The 14,671-nt window shown below is 71.1% G+C and carries 9 protein-coding genes; 7 read left to right on the top strand and 2 right to left on the bottom strand.

Features of this window, described 5'->3' with window-relative positions:
- The first annotated feature begins 99 nt into the window (after positions 1-99).
- The 7 genes from ABGB21_RS04255 (at position 100) to ABGB21_RS04225 (ending at position 13,193) form a co-directional block, all read left to right on the top strand.
- On the top strand, positions 100-1,788 hold the full coding sequence (locus tag ABGB21_RS04255; RefSeq protein WP_347653209.1) for an FAD-dependent oxidoreductase: 1,689 nt from the start codon (positions 100-102) through the stop codon (positions 1,786-1,788).
- Between the two features lie 94 nt (positions 1,789-1,882).
- Positions 1,883-3,481: an FAD-dependent oxidoreductase gene (locus tag ABGB21_RS04250; protein WP_347653210.1), complete on the top strand. Its 1,599-nt coding sequence runs from the start codon at positions 1,883-1,885 to the stop codon at positions 3,479-3,481.
- 10 nt (positions 3,482-3,491) lie between these two features.
- Positions 3,492-7,172: a hypothetical protein gene (locus ABGB21_RS04245; protein ID WP_347676417.1), complete on the top strand. Its 3,681-nt coding sequence runs from the start codon at positions 3,492-3,494 to the stop codon at positions 7,170-7,172.
- Positions 7,154-8,767, top strand: coding sequence for an extracellular solute-binding protein (locus ABGB21_RS04240; protein ID WP_347676415.1), 1,614 nt, complete (start codon positions 7,154-7,156; stop codon positions 8,765-8,767). The genes ABGB21_RS04245 and ABGB21_RS04240 overlap by 19 nt, the downstream gene beginning before the upstream one ends.
- Before the next feature lie 44 nt (positions 8,768-8,811).
- Positions 8,812-9,903, top strand: a complete 1,092-nt coding sequence (locus tag ABGB21_RS04235) for an ABC transporter permease subunit (RefSeq protein ID WP_347676413.1) — start codon at positions 8,812-8,814, stop codon at positions 9,901-9,903.
- Complete coding sequence (locus ABGB21_RS04230) at positions 9,897-10,829, top strand: carbohydrate ABC transporter permease (RefSeq protein WP_347676411.1); 933 nt, start codon at positions 9,897-9,899, stop codon at positions 10,827-10,829. Before ABGB21_RS04235 ends, ABGB21_RS04230 begins: the two co-directional genes overlap by 7 nt.
- A 147-nt stretch (positions 10,830-10,976) precedes the next feature.
- Positions 10,977-13,193 (top strand): ubiquitin-activating E1 FCCH domain-containing protein, encoded by a 2,217-nt coding sequence (locus tag ABGB21_RS04225; protein WP_347653215.1) that lies wholly within the window; start codon positions 10,977-10,979, stop codon positions 13,191-13,193.
- A 67-nt stretch (positions 13,194-13,260) separates the two neighbouring features.
- On the opposite strand, the gene ABGB21_RS04220 is transcribed toward ABGB21_RS04225, so the two are convergent.
- Together ABGB21_RS04220 and rhaS are read right to left on the bottom strand one after the other, a co-directional pair.
- Positions 13,261-13,476, bottom strand: a complete 216-nt coding sequence (locus tag ABGB21_RS04220) for a LuxR C-terminal-related transcriptional regulator (protein WP_347653216.1) — start codon at positions 13,474-13,476, stop codon at positions 13,261-13,263.
- A 109-nt stretch (positions 13,477-13,585) separates the two neighbouring features.
- Positions 13,586-14,644, bottom strand: coding sequence for a rhamnose ABC transporter substrate-binding protein (gene rhaS, locus ABGB21_RS04215; protein ID WP_347676409.1), 1,059 nt, complete (start codon positions 14,642-14,644; stop codon positions 13,586-13,588).
- Positions 14,645-14,671: the final 27 nt, after the last annotated feature.

Raw genomic sequence — 14,671 nt, 5'->3', positions numbered from 1 at the left:
CACGAGATCCACCCGACACGAAATCCACCCGACACGAGGTCCACCCGAGGCGACGGGCGGGCGGGCAGCGGACTGGCCAGCGAGCCGAGGAGCATGAGCATGAGCGGGACAACCGAACTGCAGACCGACCTCCTGGTGGTGGGTGGTGGACTGGGCGGGGTCGCGGCAGCCCTGACCGCGGCCCGGCTGGGCCACCGGGTCGTCCTCACCGAGGAGACGGACTGGCTCGGCGGCCAGCTCACCGCTCAGGCCGTCCCCTCCGACGAACACCCCTGGATCGAGACCGGGCACACCTCCCCCGGCTACCGGGAGCTGCGCGACCGGATCCGCGACTACTACCGGCGCAACTATCCGCTGCTGCCGTCGGCCGCCGCCGACCCCACCCTCAACCCGGGACTCGGCAACGTCAGTCGGCTCTGCCACGAACCGCAGGTCGGGGCCGCGGTCATCAGCGAACTGCTGATGCGGTACGTCTCCGCGGGGCGGATCACCGTACTGCACCACCACGTACCGGTCGCCGCCCACACCGACGACGACCACGTCCGGGCCGTGACGTTGGCCGACCGCCGCACCGGCGGCGAGCGCACGGTCAGTGCCCCGTTTGTCGTCGACGCCACCGAACTGGGCGACCTGCTGGAACTCGCCGATGTGGAACACGTCGTCGGAGCCGAGGCGCAGGACGAGACCGGTGAGCCGTACGCCGCCCCGGTCGCCGACCCGTTCGACCAGCAGGCGATCACCTGGTGCTTCCCGCTGGAGTACCGGCCCGGCGAGGAGCACGTGGTCGACCGTCCGGCGTCGTACGACCACTGGAAGACCCACGTCGACCCGTTCTGGCCCGGCCCGCAGCTCTCCTGGGAGAAGATCGACATCCACACCATGAAGGGCCGGACCAACCGGATCTTCGAGGGCGACATGGACGCGGTACGGCTCCCGGACCTGTGGCACTTCCGGCGGATCCGGGCCCGTACCCAGTTCGACCCCGAACTGGTGGACACCGACATCAGTCTGGTGAACTGGCCGAACATCGACTACTGGGAAGCGCCGCTGGTCGGCCCCGGCGTCGACGAGGCCGCCCGGGATCTGGCCCTGCGCCGGTGCCGGGAGCTGTCGCTGTCGTACCTGCACTGGATGCAGACCGAGGCGCCCAGACCGGACGGCGGCCACGGCTACCCGGGCCTGCGGCTGCGGCCCGACCTCACCGGCACCGACGACGGGCTGGCGAAGACCGCGTACATCCGGGAGTCGCGGCGGATCCGGGCCCGGTTCACCGTGGTCGAGCAGCACGTCGCGGTGGTCGACCGGCCCGAGGGCGAGGGCGCGGTCCAGTTCGCCGACTCGGTCGGGATCGGCCACTACAACATCGACCTGCACCCGAGCACCGCCGGCATCAACTACGTCAACCTGGAGTGCTACCCGTTCCAGATCCCGCTCGGCGCACTCGTCCCGGTCCGGGTACGCAACCTGCTGCCGGCGAACAAGAACATCGGCACCACCCACATCACCAACGGGTGCTACCGGCTGCATCCGGTCGAGTGGAGCATCGGCGAGGCGGTCGGCGCACTGGCCGCGCTCTGCCTGAGCGGGGGGACCGAGCCACACGCGGTCGCCGATTCCCCGGAGCGGACCGGGGACCTGCAGCGACTGCTGACCGGCGCCCTCGGCATCCCGACCGCCTGGCCCGACGACATCCGGCGGACCCGCCCGTCCCAGGCCGCCAAGGGCGCCACCCCGGTGCTGGCCAAGCCACTGCCCCGGCCGCCGAGGAACCTGACCCGCACCAGCTGAGCCGCCCTGCCCCACAGGTCGGAGAGAGGCCCTTCCACAACAGAAGACGACCGGCAGGGTCCCTTCCTCACACCCCACCCCGAAAGGAACTCGGATGTCCTCCGCTGCGCCCGGTGCCGAAAGCAACGAGCACGCCGTCCGCGACGGGAACGAGTACGCCGTGCGCGACGACGGGTACGACGCCGTCGACGACGGGTACGACGTGATCATCTACGGTGCGACGCTCGCCGGGATCATGGCGGCGCTCCGGCTACGGTTGCGTGGTCTGCGCTCCCTGATCCTGGAGCCGACCGGTCACGTCGGCGGCATCGTCGCCGGAGGTCTGGTCAAGACCGACACCCCGAACATCGCGGCCGCCCTGGCCGGGCTCACCTACCAGCGCTTCTTCGTCGGCATCGGCGCCGAGTACGGCCTCGACGGCCCGGAGTACCGGTTCGAACCGAAGGTGGCCGAGCGGGTCGCCTGGCAGTTGCTGGACGAGGCGAAGGCGACCGTACTGCTGCACCACCGGATCCATGGGCCGGACGACGTCGACGTGACCGGCCGACGGATCCGGGGCGTCCGGACCACCGACGGATGGCGGCGGGCCCGGTTCTTCGTCGACGCGTCGTACGAGGGCGACCTGATGGCGGCGGCCGGAGTGCCGTACACGTTCGGCCGGGAACCCCGCTCCCGCTACGACGAGCCGTTCGCCGGCTTCCAGCCGGTGCAGGCGTACCGGAAGGGGCCGTTCACCCCGAACGACCGCTACCCGGTCCGCTCGGTGCCGGACCAGCAGGCCGGCGACGGGGACGCCAAGACGCAGGCGTACAACTTCCGGGGCGTGCTGTCGACGAACCCGGACCGGATCCCGTTCCCGAAGCCGGACGACTACGACCCGGGCCGCTACCACTACCTGGGTCAGCTGCTGCGCCAGCGCAACCTGCCCGGGCTCTCCTCGATCGTCACCCACACCGCGCTGCTGCCGAACGGCAAGTACCAGACGAACCAGGCGTTGTTCATCGGCTTCGACCTGCCCGGCGCCTCCTGGGACTACCCGGACGGCTCCTGGCGGCGCCGCGAGGAGGTGATCGCCGAGCACGTCCGCTGGCACCAGGGCATGCTGCACTGGCTGGCGAACGACCCGTCGCTGCCAGAGAGCTTCCGGGCCGACGCCCGGACCTTCGGCCTGCCGCCGGACGAGTTCGTGGACAGTCCGTACGGCCAGGGCTTCCCGCACGCCCTCTACATCCGGGAGGCCCGCCGGATGATCGGGGCGAAGGTCCTCACCCAGCACGACCTGCTCAAGCCGAACAACACCAAGCCGACCGCGGTCAGCTGCTGGAAGTACGGCATGGACAGCCACCTCGTGCAGTACTACCCCGAGGGCGACGACGTCATCGTCGGCGAGGGCACGCTCAGCGGCGACGAGACCAATCCGCCGGTGGACCTCTACCAGATGCCGGCCGAGGTCCTCTTCCCGGCGGCGGGCGGGATCGAGAACATCACCGTCGCGATCTGCTTCTCGGCCAGCCACGTCGGTTACACCTCACCCCGGATGGAGCCGAACTACGGCATGCTCGGCGAGGCGTGCGGGGAACTCGCCGCGCAGTCGCTGGCCACCGGCCGGCCGGTGCAGGAGTACGACTATCCGACGCTTGCCGCCGCGCTGCGCGAGCACGGGGCCGTCCTCAGCCTGCCCGAGCTGGACTGAGGTGACCGACGTGGCACCGCAGACCGAGCTGGCCGGAACGACAACCGAAACCGATGTGGCCGGGACGGCGGCCCGGACCGAACTGGCCGGGACGGCGGCGCTGGCCGAGGTCAGGGCCGGGGCGCTGCCGGTGGCTCTCGCCACTCCCGGTGTCGACCTGCCGGCCTTCCAGCCGGGGCCGTTGAACGCCTCCACCGGCTGGCGGCCGCACCGCGTCGAGCTGCCGGTGCGGATCGCTCCCGGTGCCGCGCCGGAACACGGCTACCTGCTGCGGCTGGAGTTCGCCGCCGGGCACGGCCCCTGCCCGGACCTGGAGATCGAACTCGACGGGCGGCACCGGGGACTGTTCCATCCGGCGGTCCGACGCGACGACCGTACCGAGGTGTACCGGCACGGGCCGATCGCCGGGGACGTACGGCTGGAGGTGCCACTGCCGGTCGACTGGCTGCCGCCCGGTGAGCACGTGATCGCGGTGACCACCACCCTGGACGAGGCGGCGGCGGTCGGCCCGGTACGACCGCCCGACGGCGAACGCCGCCGGCACCGGGAGCAGTTCGGCAACCACTTCGGCAGCGGCCTCACCTGGCACCGGCTCACCCTGGACGCGGCACCCACTCCCCCGACGGTGCCGCTACCGTCGGCGATGCCGTCGACACCGGCGGCGCCGGCGGCCGGGGCGCTGGCCGTCGACCTCGTCGCGACACCGCTCTTCCTGGACGGGCCGGACGGGCCGCGGGAACTCGTCGAGTTGACGGTTTCGGTTCCGGCCGGCACGCCGGCCTGGCCCCGCCGGGCCGTGGTCCGGCTGGACGGCCGGAGGTTTCCGGTCGAACTGGCCCGCCCGGACCGCCGGTTCGGGCAGGTACGGGTCCGGTTCGCCGTGCCGGAGTTCCCCGCGCACAGCACCGCCGAGGTGCTGGTGGACGACACTCCGGTCCGGACGATCCGACTGTCGCCGGCCCGGAGGTGGACCCTGCACTTCATTCCGCACGTCCACCTCGACGTCGGCTACACCGACGTGCAGGGCAAGGTCCTCGAACTGCACAGCCGGAACCTGGACCGGGCGCTGGACGCGCTGGACCGGGACCCGGGATTCGCCTTCTCGGTCGACGGCTCGCTCGTCGTCGACCAGTACCTGGCGACCCGGTCGCCGGAGCGGGCCGAGCGGCTGCTCGCCGCGCTGCGCTCCGGCCGGCTGGCGGTGAACGCCTTCCACAGCCTCTTCCTGTCCGGGGTGACCAGCCTGGAGGAGACCTACCGGGCGGCGTACCAGGCGGCCCGGCTGCGAGACCGGTACGGCGTACCGGTGAGCTACGCCAACCTCACCGACGTGCCGTCGTACAGCGCGGCGGTTCCGTCGATGCTGCGGGCGTTGGGCATCGACGCGTTCGTCGGGATCGAGAACCACCACCGGGGCGGCAACGCCGACAGCGACGCCCAGCACCTGGCCAGCCCGGTGATGTGGGAGGGGACGGACGGGTTCCGGGTGCTGACCCACTTCTCCGACACGTACTCCCAGCTGCGGTTCATGCTCGGTGACCCGCAGACGGTCGTCGGTGGCGCGCACGCGTTCTGTCGGCTGCTGGCCCGGTACGACCGCCCCGACTACCTGCCCGCCGACCTCGCGGTGATCGGCACCCACGCCGACAACGAGGACCTGGCCGACGGCGACGCCGGCTTCGCGGCACGGTGGAACGCGGTCTACGCGTACCCCCGGATCGTGGTCTCGACGATGGCCGACTACCTGGCTGCCGTCCGGCCGTTGGCGGACCGGCTGCCGGTGTGGCGCGGTGACGGCGGCAGCTACTGGGAGGACGGTGTCGGGACCGGCGCCGCCGTGGTCGCCGAGCACCGTCGGGTGCAGAGCGCGCTGCCGGCGGCGGAGGGGCTGGCGGCGCTGGTCTCCTGGACCGACGACCGCTACCGACCGAACCGGACGGCGCTGGACGCCGCCTGGGAGGGCGCGCTGTACGGCTGTGAGCACACCTGGACCTGGGCGCACGGTACGGCCCACCCGCACGGCCACCAGGTCGAGGACCAACTCGACTGGAAACGGGACCAGGTGCACCACGCACACCGCGGCGCCCTGGACGAGCTCCGGCGGGCGTCGAGCCAGCTCGGCGAACTGGTCAGCACGTCCGGTCCGACCCTGCTGGTGCACAACCCACTCGGCTGGACCCGGGACATCGAGGTCGAGGTCGAGACCCTGCGGGGCGTCCCGTCCGGGGCCGACGGTGCGGAACTGCCCGCCGAGGTGCTGACCGACTGCAACGGTCTGCGGACCGTCCGGCTGACCGTGCCCGGGGTACCCGGCTTCGGCTACCGGGCCGTACCGGTCGGCGAACCCCGGACCCTGGCCCCGGGCGCCGAGGACGGGGCCGGAGCCGGGGCCGGAGCCGGCGACGGCGGCACGGCCGGCACCGGCGACGGTGACGCGGATCCGCAGGGCTGGCGGCCGGTGCCGGCGACGCTGGAGACCGCACGATGGCGGCTCACCCTGGACCCGGCGACCGGGGCGGTGACCGGGCTGCGCCACCGGCCGACCGGCCGGGAGCTGCTGGAGCGCTCCGGACCCCACCTCGGCCAGGTTCTGCACGTGGTCAACGGGCCGGAGTCGCTGACCCGGGGCGAGCACCTCGCGCACAGCGGCGTACCGCACCAGCACGACCCGTACCCACGCAGCACGCTGCTCGGCCGCCGCCCGGTCGCGGACCCGCCGGAGCTGACCGTCGTGCCGGCGCGGATGCGGGCGGTCGGGCTGCGCCGGACGTACGACGGCTGGCGGCTGCGGACCGTCGGCACGGCGCCGAGCCTGCCCCGGATCGAGGTCGACGTGCTGCTACGCGACGACAGTGACCGGGTCGACGTCCTGGTGGAGTTCGAGAAGCGGAAGGTGCTCGCCAAGGAGGCGGTCTACGTCGCCTTCCCGTTCGCCGCCGCCGAACCGACCATCCGTTACGACCGGCAGCAGGGCTGGATCGACCCCGCCCGCGACCACGCGCCGGGAGCCTGCCACGACTGGTTCACCACCCAGTACGGCGTGGTGGTCTCCGACCGGCCGGACGGTCCCGCCGTCTGCTGGACCTCGGCCGACGCCCCGCTGTTCACGGTCGGCGACATCGTCCGCGGTTCCTGGTTCGAGCGGTTCGCCCCGGCCTCCGGCGCCCTCTACTCGTGGGTGCTGAACAACTACTGGCCGACCAACACCCCGCCGGAGCAGGACGGGACGCTGCGCCTGCGGTACGCCTTCACCCCGCTGGCCGCCTTCGACCCGGTAACCGCCGGCCGGTTCGGCCGCGAGGTACGGGCGGCGGACACCGTCTCCGAGGTGACCCGGCTGGACAAGTTCGACGTCGCGCCCCGACCGCTGCCCGGAGCCGGCCATGCACTGGTCGACCTGGGGCTGCCGGCCTCGGTGCACGCCACCGTCGCCACCCCCCGGGACGGTGCGGGGCTGCTGGTCCGGCTGCAGGACCTGTCCGGACAGCCCGGCCGGTTCCGGCTGCGGCATCCGGCCGGACCGGGTGGACGGGCCGTACTCTGCCACGCCGACGAACGCGAGATCACCGAGCGGGAGGTGGACGAAGCCGGCGAGGTCGTGGTGGAACTCGATGCCTGGCAGGTCGTCTCGCTGATCCTGCGCCAACCCGAACACCGAGGGGAGAGTGGAAGATGCGTAACACCGTCATAAACCGGCGCCGGTTCCTGACCCTGACCGGAGGTGCCGCCCTGGCCGCCGGCACCGGTCTGCTGACCGGGTGCGGATCCTCGTCGACGCCGACCGGGCGGGGCGGCGCGGGCAGCGTCACCCTGCCGGACTACATCCCGTCCCAGCTCGTCAAGCCGGACCTGCCGCCGACCGCCGAGGGCGTGATGGCCGGCTACTACCAGTATCCGAGGAACCTGGTCACCGGGGTCACCGGCAAACCCGGCGAAGGGCTCGGCGACGTCTCGGTCCTCACCAACATGTTCAACCCGGTACCACCGGCGGTCGGCGCCAACCGCTACTGGCAGGAGCTGAACAACCGGCTCGGCGCCAACCTGAACATCACCATGACCCCGTCCGCCGACTACCTGAACAAGCTCTCCACCGTCATCGCCAGTGGCGACCTGCCGGACATGATGCTGATCTCCGCGCGGCTCGCCCGCCGGGCCGACGTACTGACCCGGCTCTGCGCCGACCTGTCGGAGTTCGTCTCCGGTTCGGCCGTCGCCAGGTTCCCGTTCCTGGCCAACATTCCGCGCGACCCGTGGTTGGCCACCGCGTACGGGGGCGGCATCTACGCGGTGCCGATCCCCCGGGCGATCGTGGGGCGGATCATGTTCGCCCGGGCGGACCTCCTCCGGCAGCGTGGGCTCAACCCGGCACCGGCGAGTTACGCCGAGTTCCTGGAACTGGCCCGGGGCCTGACCGACGCCCGGCAGAACCGGTGGGCGTTCGCCAGCGCCAAGGGCGTGATCATCCTGGTCAGCGACATGCTCGGGGTACCGAACGTGTGGCAGGAGCAGGGTGGGAAGTTCGTCGCCGAGGTGGAGTCGCCACAGCGTAAGGAGGCGGTCGCCCGGGTCGCCGAGATGTACCAGGCCGGGCTCTTCCACCCGGACACGATCGGTGGTCGGCTGCAGCTACGGGACCTGTTCGGCAACGGGACCGTCGCACTGAACTCGGACGGCTACGCGGCCTGGGACGTCCTGGCCGACACGTACAAGGTGGAGGTCGGCGGGATCGTCGCCCCGGGTTACGACGCCGGCACCCGACCGGTACACCGCTCCGGTGCCCCGTCCTTCGCGTTGACCGCGTTCAGGAAGGCCGACAAGGGACGGATCGAGAAGCTGCTGGCGATCTGTGACTGGCTCGCCGCACCGCTCGGGACCAGCGAGTACATGTTCCGCAAGTTCGGCGTCGAGGGCACGCACTGGAACTGGCAGGGTGACGTGCCGGTCCGTACCGACCTCGGCAACGTCGAGGCGAAGCTGCCGCTGGAGTACATCAGCGAGTCCCCGCACGTGCTCGGTCCGGCCGACCGGACCCGGGTGGACGCGCAGCGGGCGTTCCAGGAGAAGGCGATCCCCCACCTGCTGCGCAACCCGGCCGAGGGGCTCTATTCGGAGACCTCGTTGAGCAAGTCGGGCGAGCTGACGAAGATCATCGACACGGCGGAACTCGACATCGTCTTCGGCCGCAAGCCGATCAGTGCCTGGGACGACGCCGTCCGGCAGTGGCGGGCGGCCGGCGGCGACCAGATCCGTGGCGAGTACGAGAAGGCTTTCGCCGAGCAGCAGTGAGGGCGCGGGCGCCGCGACCCATCGGAGAGATCGGAGGTACGAGGATGGCTTCCAGCGGAACGCCCGGGTCGGCCGGCGAGGCGACCCGGGCCGCACCCGCCGCCGTCACCACCGGCCCGGACGTCGGTGAACCTCCGGTGCCCGGGACGGACGCGGCGCCCGTACCCGCCCGACCCGAGGTCGGGGCGGCGGAGGTACGACCCGGTCCGCCGCGACCGCGTCGGCTGTCCCACTGGCAGCGACTCAGGCGCGACCGCTTCCTGCTGCTGCTCAGTGTGCCCGGGGTGGCGCTGGTCCTGCTCTTCCAGTACGTGCCGCTGCTGGGCAACGTGATCGCGTTCAAGGACTACCAGCCGTACCTGACGATCTGGGAGTCGCCCTGGGTCGGGTTCCAGAACTTCGACGTGATCTTCAATGGTGACCCGGCGTTCCTCAACGCCCTCAAGAACACCCTGATCATCTCGTTCCTGCAGATCGTCGTGGTGTTCCCGGTGCCGATCGCGCTCGCCCTGCTGCTCAACAGCCTGCTCAGCGAGCGGATCAAACGGGTGGTCCAGTCGATCCTGTACCTGCCGCACTTCATGTCCTGGGTCATCATCGTCGCGCTGTTCCAGCACATGCTCGGCAACGCCGGCATCTACAACAACTGGGCGCGGCAGCACGGCTTCCCGCTGCTGAACATCATCGGCGACCCGGACCTGTTCTTCACGCTGATCACCTCGCAGGTGATCTGGAAGGACGCCGGCTGGGGCACCATCATCTTCCTGGCCGCGATCTCCCGGGTCGACCTGGAGCTGTACGAGGCCGTGGCGGTGGACGGCGGCGGCCGACTGCGCCAACTGTGGCACGTCACACTGCCGGCGATCCGGTCGGTCATCGTGCTGCTGCTCATCCTCAAGCTGGGCGACGTGCTCAGCGTCGGCTTCGAGCAGATCATCCTGCAACAGGGGCCGGTGGGCCTGGAACGCTCCGAGGTGCTGGACACCTACGTCTACAACTACGGCATCGTCGGCGGCAACTGGGGAGTGTCGGCCGCGGTGGGGCTGGTCAAGGGCCTGATCGGCGCGATCCTCGTGCTGGGCGCCAACAAGGTGGCGCATCTGTTCGGGGAGAGAGGAATCTACGCGAAATGGTGACCGCGACCGGATCCCGACCGACCCCGACCCGGCCCCCGGTACGCCGGCCCCGCACCGTCAACGGCGCACCCGTGCCGAACGTGGCGGTACGCGGCCTGAAGGGCGTCGTCCTGTTCCTCTGCTGTGCCGTGGTGGTGCTGCCGTTCGTGGCGGTCATCTCCACCTCGCTGGCCGGCCAGGAGCAGATCACCGCCGCCGGCGGTTACGTGCTCTGGCCGCAGCATCCGTCGTTCGACGCGTACGCGGCGATCTTCCGGGGTGGTGTGGTCACCCGGGCGACCCTGGTCTCGATCGGCATCACCCTGGTCGGCTCGCTGCTGTCGGTGACGGTGGTGGCGCTGCTGGCGTACTCACTGTCCCGACCGGGCAGTTGGGGCCACCGGCCGATCCTGGTGCTGGTGCTGCTCACCATGCTGTTCAACGCCGGCATGATCCCGAACTACCTGCTGGTCAAGGAACTCGGCCTGATCGACTCGTACTGGGCGCTGATCCTGCCCGGCCTGGCCTCGGCCTTCCAGGTCATCATCATGCGGGCCTTCTTCCTGGAGGTCCCCCGGGAGATCGTCGACGCGGCCCGGATCGACGGCGCGAGTGAGCTGCAGATCCTCACCCGGATCATGATCCCGCTCTCCAGGGCGGTGATCGCGGTCATCGCGCTGTTCAACGCGGTCGCCTACTGGAGCGCGTTCTTCAACGCCGTCCTCTACATCAACTCGACCGAGAAGTGGCCGCTGCAACTGGTGCTCCGGACGTACGTCGTGGACAACACCCAGGTCGGCACGGATCTGCCGGGTGAGGTCGTACCACCACAGCAGTCGTTGCAGATGGCCATCCTCGTCGTGTCGCTGGTGCCGATCTGCCTGGTCTACCCGTTGCTCCAGCGGCACTTCGCCAAGGGCATGGTGATCGGCGCGGTGAAGGGCTGACCGCCCGCACCACACCGGCACCGGCCACCGGCACCACCCGTTCCACAGCTCCACCGCTCGGCACGGTCATCCGTCCCACCACCCCGCCCTGGCACCGGCCGCACCGCCGCTGCCGTGCCGGAGGCTGCCCGAGAGCAGGAGTAACCGATGGACAGCACCTCCCGCCGGTCGTCGTCCGACCGGCCGCACGACCGCTACCCGGACGACCGGTCACCCGGTCGCCATCCGGACGCGTCGTCACCCGACCGCCACCCGGACGACCGGTCACCCGACCGCCACCCGGACGCCCCGTCGCGCCGCCGGGCCCTGGCCGCGCTCGGGCTGGCCGGGATGGCGGTCGGCGCGTCGACGCTCACCCCCGGCACCGCCCAGGCCAGGCCGGCGACCGACCACCGCCGACGAGCCGCCGAGCTGCCCTCGGTGACGTCCGTCGCCGACCTGCGCGGCACCGCCGGCACCAGCCACGGCGAGCAGGTGTACCTGCGCGGCTACCACGCCGACCGGCCGGGACTCGGCGGTGGTGTCCTGTACTGGGACGCCACCGCCACCGAGGCGGACAACGGCGGCACGATCCTCGCGGTCACCGGCCAGGCCACCGGACGGTGGCGGCGACCCGTCGGGTCCCGGGTCGACCTGGCCTGGTTCGGCTGGACCGGCGACGGTACGGAGAACGACTCCCCCAGGGTCCAGGCCGCGGTCGACGCACTGCCGACCGGCGGCACCGTCGAGGCCGGTCCGGGCAGGGTACGACTGGAACAGACCATCCGGGTCACCCGGGTACCGGTCATCTTCCAGGGGGCCGGGGTCTCCGACAACGACGAGTACTCCACCCAGTACATCGTCGCCACCGGCGCGGCGGACGGCTTCCGGCTCGCCGGCGTACGCGGCGGCGGCCTGCGTGACCTGCAGGTCCGGGGCAGCGGGTTGACCGGCGGCAGCATGGTCGCCACCGAACGGGACGGCACCGACGGCAACTACATGCTGAGCTTTGCCAACGTCCGGTTCAAGGACGGCTACAACGGCCTCACCCTGCGCGGCTGCAACACCGTCCGGTTCGTCAACTGCGTCTGGAACGGCTTCACCGGGCAGCAGGTGATCCTGCTCAACGGGGTGAACAACGACTCCCGGGCCGACCCGGTGGAGTTCGTCCAGTGCGGCATCTCCGCCGGCACCGCCAACCACGGCACCGACAACCTGGTGATCGACGGACTCGGCGGGTCGATCAAGTTCATCGCCACCGCGATCCTGTTCGGCCGGCACGGGATCTGGCTGAAGAACACCACCGGTGGGTCGTACCCGAAGTTCCTGTACTTCGAGGGCGGCGGCTTCGAGAACGCCCGAGGGGTGCCGGTACTGCTCGAGGCCGGGGCGCAGACGCACTTCACCAACACCTACATCTCGGCGGACAACGACGACGACGCGGTCCGGATCGGTGCCGGCTTCACCGGTAGTGCCACGTTCAGCAACAGCGTCATCCGGGGCTGCGGCCGGCACGGACTGGACATCGGCTCGACCCGGGTCACCGTCACCGGCTGCCTGATCGGCAACAACGGTCGCACCGCGCACCCGTCGTTCGCCCGTACGGTCACCGCGGCGACCGCGAACGGTGCCGGCCGGGTACGGCTGACCACCAGCGACGCCCACGGTTGGGAGACCGGGGACCGGATCTCGGTGCAGGACGTCGCCGGCACCACCGAGGCGAACGGGAAGTGGCGGATCGAGGTGGTCAGCCCGACCCAGTTCGACCTGCCGGAGGTGACCCACACGCACGGCTACACCGGGGGTGGCACCGCCTTCCGCAACGCGGCCGGGATCAACATCCGCTCCTCGGCGAGCCGGGTGGTGGTCGTGGGTAACGCGATCGGTGCGCTCGCCGACGGTATCTCCCGGCAGGACTACGGCGTCGTCTGCGCCGCCACCGACGTGCTGGTGGCCGACAACGACCTGGCCGGCAACACCGCCGGCCCGTACCAGTTGGTCACCGCGCCGACCGCGCAGACCCGGTTCACCGGCAACAAGGGGGTCGAGCAGGTCGACGGCTGGCTGACCGCGCGGATTCCGGGGGCGGTCACCGACGGGTCGTACGACTTCGGCAACCTGCTCTATCTCGACGGACAGCGGATCACCGTGGTGAAGGTGACCCGCCGGCTGGCCGAGGGCGGCTGCCAGGTCCGGTTGGACGCCGACGGGGCCAGTGCGGGCGGCGCCGCGGTCGCCGCGACCACCGCGGTGCAGACCACCCGGCTGGCCGCACCGTTCACCGTCGACGGGGTGGGTGGCGCCCGCCGCCTCCAGCTCCGGGTGCTCGGCACCGCCGCCGCCGCCGGGCTGGAGGTGCAGTTCGGCTACCAGGTCGTGAGCTGACCAGGGCCGCTCCCGGCCACCCTCGTCCGCCGACCGGGGGCGAGGGTGGCCGCCCGCACGCCGCCGATCAGAGCAGACCCCGGCGGACCGCCCAGACCACCGCCGAGATCGGCGCCGGCACCCCGAGCCGGTCGCAGATCGCCCGGACCCGCCGTCGGACGGTCCGTTCCGACGTACCGAGCCGCCGGGCGACCGCCTCGGACGAGAGTCCGTCGGCCAGCAGCCGGAGCAGGATGAGTTCCTGGTCGTCCAGGGCTTGACGTCGCACGGTCGGTACGGTCACGGCCCACTCCTCACTCTCGGCCCGGCGGCCGGGCGGACGACGACGGCCGGTCCGGGTGCCACCCGCCGTCCGTTCTCCGGCGACGGACGGGTCGCACCCGGACCGACGGTCAGAAGTTGAACTGGTCGATGTTGGCGGAGTCGAAGACCGTCGGCGGGCCGAGGACCACCACGCCGTCCGGGCCGACCGTGTACTCGCCGAGCTTGCCGGCGGTGAACTTCTCGCCCTCCTTGCCGGTGATGATCCCGGAGGCGAGCGCGGCACCGGCGTAGGCGGCCAGGTAGCCGAGGTCGGCCGGGTTCCACAGCGCGAAGCTTTTGACGGTGCCGTCCTTGACGAAGTCCCGCATCTGGTTCGGGGTGCCGAGGCCGGTCAGCGCGACCTTGCCCTTGTACTCCGAACCGGAGAGGTAGCGGGCCGCCGCCGCCACTCCGACGGTGGTCGGCGAGATGATCCCCTTCAGGTCCGGGTACGACGCCAGCAGTCCCTGGGTCTCCTGGAACGACTTCTGGTCGTCGTCGTTGCCGTAGACCGTGGTGACCAGTTCGATCTTGCTGTACTCGGGCTTTTTCAGCTCGGTTTTCATCAGCTCGATCCAGGCGTTCTGGTTGGTCGCGTTCGCGGTCGCGGAGAGGATCGCGACCTTGCCCGCACCGCCGATCGCCTCGGAAATCAGCTTGACCTGGTTCTCCGCGATGCCCTGCCCGGTCACCTGGTTGACGAACAGGTCGCGGCAGTCCTTGTTGGTGTCCGAGTCGAAGGTGACCACCTTGGCACCGCCCTGCCGGGCCTGGTTGACCGCGCCGCAGATGGCGTTCGGGTCGTTGGCCGACACCACGATCACGTCGCTGCCCTGCTGGCTGAGCGTGTTCAGGTAGCTGACCTGCGAGGAGGCGCTCGCCTCCGACGGGCCGACCTCCTTGTACTCGCCCCTGAACTCCTCCACCGCCGTCTTGCCGCCGTTGTCGGAGACGGTGAAGTACGGGTTGTTCACCTGCTTGGGCAGGAACGCGACGTTCAGGCCCTCCTTGATGGTGGTGCCGCCACCACCGGTGGAGCCACCCGCGGTGGAGCCCTCGTCGCTCGCGCAGCCGGCGCTCAGCAGCAGCGCCGTGCACGTGGCCAGGGTGACGCCGAGGCGGAGAGCCGGGGATCGTCTGACAGTCATCGCGGGTCCTTTCTCGACGGACCGCCG

It is taken from the genome of Plantactinospora sp. B24E8 (assembly GCF_039871735.1).
Classification (GTDB): Bacteria; Actinomycetota; Actinomycetes; order Mycobacteriales; family Micromonosporaceae; genus Plantactinospora.
This window is presented reverse-complemented; position numbering and strand designations above follow the sequence as displayed.

What these genes read in the sequence shown, in the direction of transcription:
- ABGB21_RS04240 (WP_347676415.1), top strand. Translation starts at nt 7,154, where the DNA reads ATGCGTAACACCGTCATAAACCGGCGCCGGTTCCTGACCCTGACCGGA.
- ABGB21_RS04225 (WP_347653215.1), top strand. Translation starts at nt 10,977, where the DNA reads ATGGACAGCACCTCCCGCCGGTCGTCGTCCGACCGGCCGCACGACCGC.
- ABGB21_RS04255 (WP_347653209.1), top strand. Translation starts at nt 100, where the DNA reads ATGAGCGGGACAACCGAACTGCAGACCGACCTCCTGGTGGTGGGTGGT.
- rhaS (WP_347676409.1), bottom strand. Translation starts at nt 14,644, where the DNA reads ATGACTGTCAGACGATCCCCGGCTCTCCGCCTCGGCGTCACCCTGGCC.
- ABGB21_RS04230 (WP_347676411.1), top strand. Translation starts at nt 9,897, where the DNA reads ATGGTGACCGCGACCGGATCCCGACCGACCCCGACCCGGCCCCCGGTA.
- ABGB21_RS04235 (WP_347676413.1), top strand. Translation starts at nt 8,812, where the DNA reads ATGGCTTCCAGCGGAACGCCCGGGTCGGCCGGCGAGGCGACCCGGGCC.
- ABGB21_RS04250 (WP_347653210.1), top strand. Translation starts at nt 1,883, where the DNA reads ATGTCCTCCGCTGCGCCCGGTGCCGAAAGCAACGAGCACGCCGTCCGC.